Genomic DNA, 11,661 nt, shown 5'->3' with positions numbered 1-11,661 from the left:
ATGGTTTCGGCGCGGGTTAGCCAGGGGGTGAGTTCGTCCGGCACGCGCGGCCAGTCGGCCCGGTCCAGCAACACGAGCGCCAGATCGGCCTGATCGGCGCGGGCGCGGGCGCGGCGGATGCCCTCGGCCTCAATCGGATCGTTGGTTTCACGCAAGCCCGCCGTATCGACCAGCGTGACGGGATAGCCGCCCAGATCGAGATGAAGTTCGATCACGTCGCGCGTTGTGCCCGCCCGGTCCGAAACAATCGCCGCCTCGCGCCCCGCCAGCGCGTTCAGCAGACTGGACTTGCCCGCATTGGGGGGGCCGAGAATGACGATGGTCAAGCCCTGGCGCAGCCGCTCGCCGCGCCCATCGGCCAGATGAGTTTGCATCTCGCCGAGCAGGGCCGCGAGATCGGGCCGGGTCGCGGCGAGAAGATCTGCGGGCACGTCTTCTTCTTCAACGAAATCGATGGTGGCTTCGCAATGGGCCAGCGCCCGCATCAACCGGGCTTGCCAGCCGGTGACGAGCGCGCCCAAAGCTCCGTCTAACTGCCGAACGGCCTGGCGGCGCTGGGCCTCGGTTTCGGCGTCGATCAGGTCTGCCAGCCCCTCCACTTCCGTCAGGTCGAGCTTGCCGTGATCGAAGGCGCGGCGGGTAAACTCCCCCGGCTCGGCCAAGCGCACGCCCGGCACGCTGCATGCGGCGGTCAGTAGCGCGGCCAGCACGGCCCGGCTGCCGTGAACCTGAAACTCCGCCACATCCTCGCCGGTAAAGCTGCCCGGCGCGGGGAACCAGAGCAGCAAGCCCCTATCGAGCAACGCGCCGTCGGCGGGATCGTAGAAGCCAGTGAGCTTGGCTTCTCGCGCGGGCGGCAGCGGTTTGCGCGTCAGGGCCTCGGCCAAGGCCCCCGCCTGCGGCCCGGAGGCGCGCAAAACGGCGACCCCCGCCCGGCCGGGGGCTGTGGCGACGGCGATGATCGTCTCGGCCACGGGGGTCACGCCTTTTCGGGGATCTTCTGATCCGGCGCGATCATCAGCCGATCCACGCGCCCGCCCTGGCGCAGGTGTGTTTCCAGAATCTCATCGATATCGGCGACGGTGCGCGCCTGATACCAGATGCCTTCGGGGTAGATGACGATCGTCGGCCCAAACTCGCAGCGGTCAAGGCACGCGGCCCCATTCACGCGAACCCCCTTAATGCCGAGTTCCTTAGCGCGGGCTTTAGCGTAGTCGCGCAGCTTCTCCGAGCCCGAGGCGGCGCAGGAGCCGCGCGGGTGGCCATCGGGGCGGCGGTTGGTACACATGAAAAAATGGGCTTCGAAATAGAGGCCTGGATCGGTCGCTAAACGGGGCATCGCTCTCTCGGTATCGGGGGGTTGAACCGGGCGGTTTAGTCCCCAGGTTAACCCTGTTAAATTTCAAGTCTTGCGCGGTGTTGAGACTATCGGTCCAATGGCCGCAGCGCAATCTTTCGGGGAAGAAACCAATGCCGGGCACCGTTACCATCACCACACCTACGGGCGAAAATTTCAGCGCCTATGAAGTAAAGCCCGAGGGCACGCCGAAAGCGGGGCTCGTGCTGATTCAGGAGATTTTCGGCGTCAATCAGGTGATGCGCGATCTCGCCGCCGATTTCGCCGCCCAAGGCTATCACGTGCTGGTGCCGGATTTGTTTTGGCGGCAGGAGCCGGGCGTTGATATTACCGATAAGACCGAAGCCGAATGGCAAAAGGCCTTCGCGCTGCTGAACGGCTTCGATCAAGCTAAGGGCATTGGCGACATTCAGGCGACGATTACGCACCTGCGCGGCCTTGGCGTCGGGAAAGTCGGCACGGTCGGCTATTGCCTCGGCGGGCGCTTGGCGGTGATGAGCGTTATCGGGACCGATGTTGACGCCTCGGTCTCTTACTATGGCGTCATGCTGGGGGGCCTCGTGCCCGAGTTCGACAAGATCAAAGTGCCGCTGCTGGCCCATGTGGCGGAGCTCGATAAGTTCTTACCGCCAGAAGAGCGCGATCACGTGTTAGCCGCTTGGGCCGGAAAGCCGGGGATCACCGCCCACCTCTATACGGGGCAGGAGCACGCCTTCGCCCGCGTTGGCGGTGAGCATTATAATGCCGAGGCCGCGACGCTCGCCAATAGCCGCACCGCCGACTTCCTGCGCACCGCGCTTGCCGCGTAACCGGAGCTTCCCGCAATGACGAAAACCCATGCTATCCGCCTCTATGAGTTCGGCGGCCCCGAGGTGTTGAAGTGGGAAGAGATCAATCTTCCCGCCCCCGGCCCCGGCGAAGCGCTGATTCGGCAAACCGCCGTTGGGCTTAACTTCATTGAAATCTACCAGCGCACCGGCCTTTACCCGCTGCCCCTGCCCCTGGTGCTCGGCCAGGAAGGCGCGGGCGTGGTCGAGGCGATTGGCCCTGGCGTGACCGATGTGAAATTGGGCGACCGGGTGGCCTATGCTAGCGGCCCGTCGGGAGCCTATGCCGAAAAACGCCTTTACCCGGCGAACCGTTTGGTGCCGCTGCCGGACGGCATCAGCGACCAAATCGCCGCCGCCATCATGCTGGGCGGCATGACCGCGCGCTATCTGATTAAGGAAACCTTCCCGCTGAAACCCGGCCATACCGTGCTGTACCATGCCGCTGCGGGCGGGGTCGGTCAGATTGCCGTGCAATGGGCGAAGCAGTTGGGCGCAACCGTGATCGGCACCGTTTCCGCCGGGAAGGTCGATCTCGCCAAGTCGCTCGGGTGCGATCACGTGCTGGTGAGCGGGCAAGACGATATTGCCGCGAAAGTGAAGGAAATCACCGGCGGGCGCGGGGTCGATGTCGTCTATGATTCAGTCGGCAAAGATACGTGGGACGGCTCGCTCGATTCACTCGCCCCGCGCGGCATGATGGTGACCTTCGGCAATGCCTCCGGCCCCGTGCCCGCGATTCAGCCGCTTACGCTGGCGGCGAAAGGCTCGCTGTTCCTCACCCGCCCAACCCTCGGCCACTATATCGCCACCCGCGAAGACCTGCTGGCGAATGCGAGTGATCTGTTCGACGCGGTTCTATCAGGCGCGGTCAAGGTTCACGTGAATCAAACCTTCGCGTTGAAAGACGTGGCCGACGCCCATATCGCCCTCGCCGACCGCCGGACCACGGGTGCGACGGTGCTGCTGCCGTAGAGCGTTTGGCCCGCCGCCAACATCAAGCTCGAAGTTGGTGCTAATAAATGGTACTAATGTCTCCGTGAAGAAGCGTCACAAAGCCACGCTGGACTTGATCTTCGCCCGCCCGGTCAGCGGTTCGATCCGTTGGGCGGATATTGAGGCGCTGTTTGCGGCCCTCGGGGCGGAGATCAGCGCGCGGGAAGGCTCGCGCGTCGGCGTGGTTCTATTCGGCGAGGTGCGCGTGTTCCATCGCCCGCATCCCTCGCCGGATACGGACAAAGGGGCGGTCGCCAGTATCCGAAAATGGCTGGACGAACACGGAGTAAGGCCATGAAGAATGTTTTAGAGATCGGCGGCGAGAAGGCGGTCATCGCTTTCGATCCCGAAATTCAGATGTTGCGCGGCGAGTTTATTGGCTTGACGGGCGGGGCAGATTTCTATGCCGAGAGTGTGAGTGATCTAATCGAGGAAGGTCGTAAGTCGCTCTCCGTCTATCTTGCGATGTGCCAGGAAAAGGGGATTGAGCCGCGCCGGAAATTCTCCGGTAAGTTCAACGTTCGCCTTGATCCCGACGATCATGCGGCAGCGGTTATCGCCGCTGCCGCAGCCGGAAAGAGCCTGAATGAATGGATCGCCGGGACGATTAGAGAGGCCGCGCAATAGCGGGAATGCCCCCTACCCCATCAGGTGAAACCCCCCATCGATGAACAGCGTATCGCCCGTCATGATCCGCGCCGCGTCGGTGGCGAGCAGGGCGGTGGCGAGGCCCACGTCTTCGATGGTGGCGAGGCGGTGGCCGGGGGTGCGCTCCTGGGTTTCTTCGATCAGCGTGTCGAAGTCCTCAAGGCCAGAGGCGGCGCGGGTGCGGATCGGGCCGGGGGAGAGGATATGGACGCGGATGTTTTTCGGCGCAAGCTCGGCGGCTAGATAGCGCCCGGCACTTTCCAACGCGGCTTTGACCGGCCCCATCAAATTATAATGCTCCACGACCCTTTGCGCGCCGAGGTAGCTCATGGCGAACAGGGTGCCGCCGTCCACCATTAGCGGTTCGGCGAGCTTTGCCATGCGAATGAAGGAATGGCAGGAGATATCCATCGCCTCGGCAAAGCCCTCGCCGGAACTGTCGGCAAGGCGGCCTTGGAGATCGTCCTTGGGGCCAAAGGCGATGGAATGGATAAGGAAATCGAGCTTGCCCCAGCGCGCGGCGATGGTCTCGAATACCCTCTCCAGGGCACCCGGCTCGGCGACGTTCAGCGGTAGGAAGAGGTCGGCCCCCAACCCCTCCGCCAGCGGTGCGACGTGGGGTTTCGCCTTCTCGTTCAGATAGGTTATCGCCAACTCGGCCCCCAGGGCGCGGGTGGCCTGGGCGCAGCCGTAGGCGATGGAGTGTTCGTTGGCGATACCGACGATCAGGCCCTTCTTGCCATCAAGGCGCAGGCGCGCGGGATCGAAAGGATTCGGGATTGTCGTCATTGCAGGGCTCCCTAAGGGGTCCGTCTCTTGCCGGAACCCGTGGTTTTGCGTAAGGTCCGCGCCATGATGCAGAAATTTGATGTCATTGTCGTGGGCGGTGGGCACGCCGGTACGGAAGCCGCCGCGTCTGCGGCCCGAATGGGTGCGCGCACCCTGTTGCTCACCCACCGGAAAGACACGGTGGGCGCGATGTCGTGCAACCCCGCCATTGGCGGCTTGGGCAAAGGCCATCTGGTGCGCGAGATCGACGCGCTTGATGGGATCATGGCGCGCGCCATCGACCGGGGCGGGATTCAGTTCCGCATCCTCAACCAGTCGAAAGGCCCCGCCGTGCGCGGCCCCCGCGCCCAGGCCGACCGCAAACTCTATGCGGCCGCCGTGCAAGACCTGCTCGCCGAAACGCCGAACTTGACCATTCAAGAAGGCGCGGCGGTTGATCTGCGCTTCACCGGCACCCCCGGCGTGGATGAGCGCATTCGCGGCGTGGCGCTGGCCGATGGGACCGAGATTGCCACCGGCGCGGTCGTGCTAACCACGGGCACCTTCCTAAACGGGCTCATCCATATCGGCGAAACCCAGATCCCGGCGGGCCGCGTTGGCGAGCCCCCGGCGCTGGGTCTGTCGGAAGCGCTGTTGTCGCGCGGATTCGCCTTGGGGCGGCTGAAGACCGGCACCCCGGCGCGGCTCGATGGGCGCACCATCGATTGGGCCGCCCTTGAGAGCCAGAAGGGCGACACGCCCCCGCCGCCCTTCTCGTACCTCACGGATCGGATCATGACGCCGCAGGTCGAGTGTGGCATCACCTATACGACCGAAGACACCCATCGCATTATCCGCGAAAACCTGCACCGCGCCCCGATGTATAGCGGCCAGATCGCCAGCACCGGCCCGCGCTACTGCCCGTCGATTGAGGATAAGGTGGTGCGCTTTGCCGACCGCACGGCGCATCAGATTTTCCTGGAGCCGGAAGGTTTGGACGATCCGACCGTCTACCCGAACGGCATTTCGACCTCGCTGCCGGAGGATGTGCAGCGGCTGGTGATCGCCTCGATTCCGGGGCTTGAGAAGACGGTCATTATCCGCCCCGGCTATGCCATTGAATATGATTACGTCGATCCGCGCGAGCTGCGGGCGACGCTGGAAACCAAGCGTGTCACCGGCCTGTTCTTCGCGGGCCAGATCAATGGCACCACGGGGTACGAGGAAGCCGCCGCGCAAGGCTTGATTGCCGGGCTCAATGCGGCCCTCCGGGCAGGCGGCGGGGAAGCCGATTTCACCCTGGACCGCAGCCAAGCCTATATCGGCGTGATGATCGACGATCTCACCACGCGCGGCACGTCTGAGCCCTACCGCATGTTCACCAGCCGGGCCGAGTACCGGCTGTCCTTGCGCGCCGATAATGCCGACCAGCGCCTGACCAATCTCGGCACCGCCGTTGGCGTTGTCGGCTCTGAACGTGCCCGCGTCTACGGCGAGAAAGAGACCGCGCTGCTGTCGGCCCGCACGCTCGCCACTGGCCTGAAGATGACGCCGACCGAGCTGGCGAAACGCGGCATGACCATCACCCAAGACGGGGTGGCGCGCACCGCGCTCGATCTGCTGCGCTTCCCCGACGTTACCATCGACCGGCTCACAGCGATTTGGCCCGAGCTTGCCGATTTGCGCGCCGATGTGGTGGAGCAACTGGTGATCGACGCGGGCTATGCGGGGTATCTGGAGCGGCAGGAGGCCGATATTCGCGCCTTCCGCAAGGATGAGGCGCTGAGCCTGCCGCTGGATCTGGATTACACCAAGGTCGGCAGCCTGTCGGCGGAAGTGCGGCAGAAGCTGATCGCGGCAAAGCCCGAAACCCTTGGGGCGGCGGCGCGGGTTCCCGGCGTCACCCCGGCGGCGGTGATTGCCCTGCTGCGGCACGTGAAGCAAAAGCCGGTTGCCGCGTGACCCAAAGCCCGGCAATCCTCAGCGATGTTTCACGTGAAACACGCGCCCGACTCGACACCTATGCCGAGCTGCTGCGCAAGTGGCAGCCGCGCATCAACCTAATCGCGCCCTCCACGGTGGCGGACCTCTGGGTTCGGCATTTTGAGGATTCGGCCCAGCTTCTCCCGTTGGTGCCGCCCGGTACCACCCGGATTGCCGATATGGGCAGCGGCGGCGGTTTTCCCGGTTTGGTGCTGGCGATCCTCACGGGGATCGAAACGCACCTGATCGAAAGCGATAGTCGCAAGTGCACCTTTCTGCGCGAAGCCGCCCGCCTCACCGACGCGCCGGTGACGGTTCATACGAAGCGCCTGGAGGCCCTGCCCTCCCTGGAGGCCGATCTTGTCACGGCCCGCGCGCTCGCCCCGCTCGCCGATTTGCTGACCTATGCTAATCACGTGGGGCGTCCCGTGGACGCAGGCGGCTGGCAGGGATTGTTCCTCAAGGGTGAATCCTGGCAGAATGAAGTGGACGCGGCCCAGCCGCGCTACCGTTTTACGCTGGCGACCACGCCGAGCCGCACCCACCCGTCGGCCATGATCTTATCGATCAAGGATGTTGAGAATGTCTCCTGAATCCGCTTCGGCCGCCCCCGCCGCCCCGTTAGGCCGGGTGATCGCGGTCGCCAATCAAAAGGGCGGCGTCGGCAAAACCACGACGGCGGTGAACCTTGCGACCGCGCTCGCCGCCTGTGAAAAGCGCGTGCTGGTGTTGGACCTCGACCCGCAGGGCAATGCGTCGACAGGCTTCGGGATTGATCGGCGCTACCGCTCGGTTGGGGCCTATCAGGTGCTGACCGATGGCGCATCGATCACCGATGCCGCCGTGGGCACGGAAGTGCCGGGCCTGTCGCTCGTCACCTCCTCCGTCGATCTGGCCGGGGCGGAGTTCGAGTTGATCGATCAGGACGAGCGCGAGTATCGCTTGCGCGACGCGCTGGAAAAGCAGCCGCTGCCCTATGATTATATCCTCATCGACTGCCCGCCCTCGTTGGGCCTGCTAACGCTGAACGCGTTGGTCGCCGCCGATGCCGTCTTGGTGCCGTTGCAATGCGAGTTTTATGCGCTGGAAGGTTTGGGCCATCTGCTGCGCACGGTGGAGCGGGTGAAGAAGAGCTTCAACCCCGACCTCACCATTCAGGGCATCGTGCTGACCATGTACGATAAGCGCAATAACCTGTCGGACCTTGTGGCTTCCGACGTGCGCGAGCATATGGGCAAGCTGGTCTATGACGCGGTGATTCCGCGCAATGTGCGCGTGTCGGAAGCCCCCAGCCACGGTAAGCCCGTGTTGATCTATGATCTCAAGTCCCCCGGCAGCCGCGCCTATCTGGATTTGGCGCGCGAAGTGTTGAAGCAAGAAACGGAATGGGTCGCGGCATGATCGACGATAAGGCAAAGAAGCCCCGACGTTTGGGCAAGGGGCTCTCGGCGATTTTTGGCGACGATGAGCCCGATCAAGCGGCGGTAGAATCGACGGGCGGCACGCCGCCGCTCCCGCGCACGCTTCCCATCTCCTACCTCACGCCGGGCCGCTATCAGCCGCGTCGCCGGTTCGAGGCGGAGGCGATGGAACAGCTTATCGCCTCGGTGCGGCAACAGGGGGTCGTCCAACCCCTAATCGTCCGCCCGCTCGGCGATAACAAATACGAAATCGTTGCGGGGGAGCGGCGTTGGCGCGCGGCCCAGGCGGTCCAGCTTCACGAAGTCCCGGTCGTCATCCGCGATATGACCGACCGGCAGGCGCTGGAAGTCTCGCTGCTGGAAAACATCCAGCGGCAAGACCTCACGCCGCTGGAAGAAGCCGAAGGCTACCGCCGCCTGATGGATGAGTTCGGCCATACGCAGGAAGTGCTGGCCAATCACCTTGGTAAAAGCCGCAGCCATATCGCCAATATGCTGCGCCTGCTGAACCTGCCGGAAGCCGTGCGCGAGTTGGTGGAAAGCGGCGCGCTCTCAGCCGGGCACGCCCGCGCGTTGCTCACGCTGCCGAACCCCGAGGAAGCCGCCGAGCAGATCATCGCCAAGAAGCTTTCGGTTCGCGCCGTGGAGCAAATGGCCCAGCGCGCCCGCGATGGCCAGCCGATCTTCGCCCCGCCCGCGCCGAAAGCCCGCCGCCCGAAAGCGGCAGTGGGCGGCGTGAAAGACCCGGACACGCTGGCGCTGGAAGCCGATCTCGCCAATAAGCTCGGCGTGCCGGTGGAGATTCTGATGCAGGGCGAAAGTGGGCAGTTGGTGCTGCATTATGCGTCGTTGGAGCAACTCGACGATCTGCTGCAGCGGATTCGTTAGAGCGTCGGCCAAACTTTAGTGAGGGCAACGGCATGAACGACGCCATAACCTAGGCAAATGACGGAACTCCAAATCTCGAACTGGGTCGTCGCGGCGCGTTTTGAAAGCCAGAGCGGAATAAGGGCGAGGCCGCGCACAAGGTAGATCGCGGTAATCGCACTCAGGGCGAACGATAAAAAAGGAAGCTCGGGGATCAGTCTGGCCGCGCTGAGGGCATAGGCGCTCCAGGTTAGCAAGACCGCCATAATGGCAAGCGTGATGAGGGCAGGATACGGGCGTCCCGCTTCTGCCGCGCGCGCCATTTTCTCGCCAGCGCCGAAGAAGCGATACCAGGCAGGGCCACCGATAATAATCGCCCCATGTAAGAGCCCCGCAATGGCACTCAGTATCGCGGCAAGGACGAGCCAAAAACCGGCGTCAGCTATCATCGCGCCCTCCTGCAATGAAGTGATTGAGTATCACAGAGCTATCGGACGGATGAACGTCCAAAAACAGACTTCCCGTCGGCATCGCTCGGACCACCGGCCCCCGGCTACACCGTCCCTGGCACGGCGCGGGGAAAGCGGCAATCGGCGGGTCGAGGGCGGCCAGCATCGGCACTAGCGCCTTAAGGAGCTTCTCCGATCCGCGCGCGGCGCAGGATGGGCGGTCCCGTCCGAAACGCCGGTTTACGCAGACGAGCAGCCTTAGCGGCGGCGGTTCTGCCGGTTCCATTCCAACTGGTCCGGCGTGAGGCGGAAGCCGATCAGCACCTCGTAGGCATCGCCATACTCCCCCTCTTTCAGGGGAATTCGCTGTTCGATTTCGTCGAACAGGCCGACGCGGACGCTGTTGACCGGGTAGTCGGCACGCAAGGTAAAATCTTGCTGGGCGATGATGTCGCGGTTCTTATTCAGAATGCTGACGAAATAGGGCAGATCGGCACCGCGCGGCCCGTTGGCGGCAGCCCCGCGTTCGGAGGTTACTTCGATGCGCAGATCGACCATCACCGTGCGCTGCTTATCGGTGTAATAGCAGGAGCCGGAGAAGCCCCCGATTTGGGAGAGCGATTGCACGTCGGTAATGTCGCGGCCCGGCCCATCGCGGAAAACCGTCATGCGGGCGGCATCGGCCAGAATGCCCACGCGCGGGCAGGGTGGCACGGTGGATGTGGTCGCCGGGCTGCTGCACGCAGCAAGCATAAGCCCTAGGCCAAGAGCCCCCAACCGAACCGCCGTCGAAACCGCACCCATGCTCGTAAACCCCTTTTCGAAACCAAGGCCTCTTACATAGCAGCCCGCGCGCCCGCTTCCTACTGCGGCGAGTGGGGGTTAGGCTTGTCCTTGCAAGGTAAAGCGATTTAGGGTGCAGCGGCTTTGAAGGATAGGTGCGATGACAGAGTCTCTTCCGCCGCTGACGGTGTTACTTGCTGGCCCGCGCGGTTTTTGCGCCGGGGTGGACCGGGCGATTCAGATTGTCGAACAGGCGCTGCGGAAGTTCGGCGCGCCGGTCTATGTGCGCCATGAGATCGTCCATAACCGCTTCGTCGTCGAAAGCCTGGAGGCCCAGGGCGCGGTCTTTGTGAAGGAGTTGGATCAGGTGCCCGATGATCGGCCCGTGATTTTTTCGGCCCACGGCGTGCCCAAAGCGATTCCGGCAGAAGCCGAGCGGCGGCAGATGATCTATCTCGATGCCACCTGCCCGCTCGTCTCAAAAGTCCATCTTGAAGCCGAACGGCACCATGAGGCGGGGTTGCATATTCTGCTGATCGGCCATAAGGGCCACCCGGAGGTGATCGGCACGATGGGCCAACTGCCGCCGGGCTCGGTCACGCTGGTCGAGGATTTGGCCCAGGCCGAACGCGTTGCGGTGCCCGATCCCGCCAAGATCGCCTATATCACGCAAACTACCCTGTCGGTCGATGATACCAAGGATATTGTGGTGGCGCTGGAAGCGCGCTTCCCCGCGCTGCAAGGCCCGCGCAAGGGCGATATCTGCTATGCCACGACCAATCGGCAGGAAGCGGTGAAGGCGATTGCCGAACAAAGCGAGGCGCTGCTGGTGATCGGCGCGCCCAATTCCTCCAACTCGCGGCGGCTGGTGGAAGTGGCGGAACGCTCGGGTTGCCCCCGTGCGGGGCTGATCCAGCGGGCGAGCGAGATCGATTGGGCGGCTTTTGCCGATATTCACACCCTCGGGCTCTCGGCGGGCGCGTCGGCCCCGGAAGTGCTGGTCGATGAGGTCATCGCCGCCGCGCGCCAGCACCGGAGTGTGACGATCCGCGAGATTCGCGTCACCGAGGAAACCGTAACCTTCAAACTGCCCAAGGCGCTGGCGGGATAATCCGAATGGCTGTTTACACCGATATTCCCGATGAAGAATTGCGCGCCTTTGTGGCCGATTACGGCATCGGCGAGGTTACGTCCTATATGGGTATCGCCGAGGGGGTGGAGAATTCCAACTTCCTCATCAATACCACCGAGGGCCGCTATATCCTCACCCTCTATGAAAAGCGCGTGAACCCGGACGATCTGCCGTTCTTCATCGGACTGATGGACCATCTCGCCGCGCGCGGCCTCTCCTGCCCGATCCCGCTGACCACTGAAACCGGCCAGCGCTTGCGCACCTTGCGCGACCGCCCCGCCGCGATGGTCAGCTTCTTGGCAGGGGTCTGGCCGCGCCGGATTTTGCCGGGGCATACGGCGGAGTTGGGTGAGGCGTTGGGCAAGCTGCATAAGGCCGGGGCGGATTTCCCCCTGCGTCGGGTCAATTCGCTGTCGGTGGACGGCTGGGC

The 11,661-nt window shown here is 63.9% G+C and carries 15 protein-coding genes; 10 read left to right on the top strand and 5 right to left on the bottom strand.

All coding sequences use genetic code 11. The features are described from left to right. Positions 1–974 (bottom strand): tRNA uridine-5-carboxymethylaminomethyl(34) synthesis GTPase MnmE (gene mnmE, locus ACIQ36_RS13305; RefSeq protein ID WP_395830036.1); only part of this gene is annotated, 974 nt, incomplete at its 3' end. 5 nt (positions 975–979) lie between these two features. Next, positions 980–1,339, bottom strand: coding sequence for a (2Fe-2S) ferredoxin domain-containing protein (locus ACIQ36_RS13300; RefSeq protein WP_395830032.1), 360 nt, complete (start codon positions 1,337–1,339; stop codon positions 980–982). A gap of 131 nt (positions 1,340–1,470) precedes the next feature. On the opposite strand from ACIQ36_RS13300, the gene ACIQ36_RS13295 reads away from it, so the two are divergent. From ACIQ36_RS13295 to ACIQ36_RS13280, 4 genes are all read left to right on the top strand, one after another. Then, positions 1,471–2,166, top strand: coding sequence for a dienelactone hydrolase family protein (locus ACIQ36_RS13295; RefSeq protein ID WP_395830030.1), 696 nt, complete (start codon positions 1,471–1,473; stop codon positions 2,164–2,166). 15 nt (positions 2,167–2,181) lie between these two features. Next, a complete protein-coding gene (locus tag ACIQ36_RS13290) occupies positions 2,182–3,159 on the top strand; it encodes a quinone oxidoreductase family protein (protein ID WP_395830028.1) in 978 nt (325 codons plus the stop codon). A gap of 64 nt (positions 3,160–3,223) precedes the next feature. After that, entirely contained in the window at positions 3,224–3,478 is a 255-nt protein-coding gene (locus ACIQ36_RS13285; protein WP_395830026.1) for a type II toxin-antitoxin system HicA family toxin, read from the top strand. After that, positions 3,475–3,807, top strand: a complete 333-nt coding sequence (locus ACIQ36_RS13280; RefSeq protein ID WP_395830024.1) for a type II toxin-antitoxin system HicB family antitoxin — start codon at positions 3,475–3,477, stop codon at positions 3,805–3,807. The genes ACIQ36_RS13285 and ACIQ36_RS13280 overlap by 4 nt, the downstream gene beginning before the upstream one ends. Before the next feature lie 12 nt (positions 3,808–3,819). On the opposite strand, the gene fabI is transcribed toward ACIQ36_RS13280, so the two are convergent. After that, the gene (gene fabI / locus ACIQ36_RS13275) at positions 3,820–4,617 is read right to left on the bottom strand and encodes an enoyl-ACP reductase FabI (protein WP_395830022.1); all 798 of its coding nucleotides are present in this window, start codon (positions 4,615–4,617) and stop codon (positions 3,820–3,822) included. A 66-nt stretch (positions 4,618–4,683) separates the two neighbouring features. Between fabI and mnmG the strand changes: the two genes are divergently transcribed. The 4 genes from mnmG to ACIQ36_RS13255 are packed head-to-tail and all read left to right on the top strand — an operon-like array spanning position 4,684 to position 8,888. After that, the gene (gene mnmG / locus ACIQ36_RS13270) at positions 4,684–6,558 is read left to right on the top strand and encodes a tRNA uridine-5-carboxymethylaminomethyl(34) synthesis enzyme MnmG (protein WP_395830034.1); all 1,875 of its coding nucleotides are present in this window, start codon (positions 4,684–4,686) and stop codon (positions 6,556–6,558) included. Further along, positions 6,555–7,172: a 16S rRNA (guanine(527)-N(7))-methyltransferase RsmG gene (rsmG, locus tag ACIQ36_RS13265; protein ID WP_395830020.1), complete on the top strand. Its 618-nt coding sequence runs from the start codon at positions 6,555–6,557 to the stop codon at positions 7,170–7,172. Before mnmG ends, rsmG begins: the two co-directional genes overlap by 4 nt. Continuing rightward, positions 7,162–7,980, top strand: a complete 819-nt coding sequence (locus tag ACIQ36_RS13260) for a ParA family protein (RefSeq protein WP_395830018.1) — start codon at positions 7,162–7,164, stop codon at positions 7,978–7,980. The genes rsmG and ACIQ36_RS13260 overlap by 11 nt, the downstream gene beginning before the upstream one ends. Continuing rightward, positions 7,977–8,888: a ParB/RepB/Spo0J family partition protein gene (locus ACIQ36_RS13255; RefSeq protein ID WP_395830015.1), complete on the top strand. Its 912-nt coding sequence runs from the start codon at positions 7,977–7,979 to the stop codon at positions 8,886–8,888. The genes ACIQ36_RS13260 and ACIQ36_RS13255 overlap by 4 nt, the downstream gene beginning before the upstream one ends. Here ACIQ36_RS13255 and ACIQ36_RS13250 read toward each other — a convergent pair. Both ACIQ36_RS13250 and ACIQ36_RS13245 read right to left on the bottom strand, forming a co-directional pair. After that, positions 8,885–9,316 (bottom strand): hypothetical protein, encoded by a 432-nt coding sequence (locus ACIQ36_RS13250; RefSeq protein ID WP_395830012.1) that lies wholly within the window; start codon positions 9,314–9,316, stop codon positions 8,885–8,887. The genes ACIQ36_RS13255 and ACIQ36_RS13250 overlap by 4 nt on opposite strands. 258 nt (positions 9,317–9,574) lie before the next feature. Next, the gene (locus ACIQ36_RS13245; RefSeq protein ID WP_395830010.1) at positions 9,575–10,120 is read right to left on the bottom strand and encodes a hypothetical protein; all 546 of its coding nucleotides are present in this window, start codon (positions 10,118–10,120) and stop codon (positions 9,575–9,577) included. Between the two features lie 139 nt (positions 10,121–10,259). Here ACIQ36_RS13245 and ispH point away from each other — a divergent pair, with 139 nt between their 5' ends. Further along, entirely contained in the window at positions 10,260–11,210 is a 951-nt protein-coding gene (gene ispH, locus ACIQ36_RS13240; RefSeq protein WP_395830008.1) for a 4-hydroxy-3-methylbut-2-enyl diphosphate reductase, read from the top strand. 5 nt (positions 11,211–11,215) lie between these two features. Next, on the top strand, positions 11,216–11,661 hold a 446-nt coding region (locus ACIQ36_RS13235; protein ID WP_395830005.1), incomplete at its 3' end, for a phosphotransferase.

Origin of the sequence: Elstera sp., from assembly GCF_044372965.1 — a bacterium.
Classification (GTDB): Bacteria; Pseudomonadota; Alphaproteobacteria; order Elsterales; family Elsteraceae; genus Elstera.
This window is presented reverse-complemented; position numbering and strand designations above follow the sequence as displayed.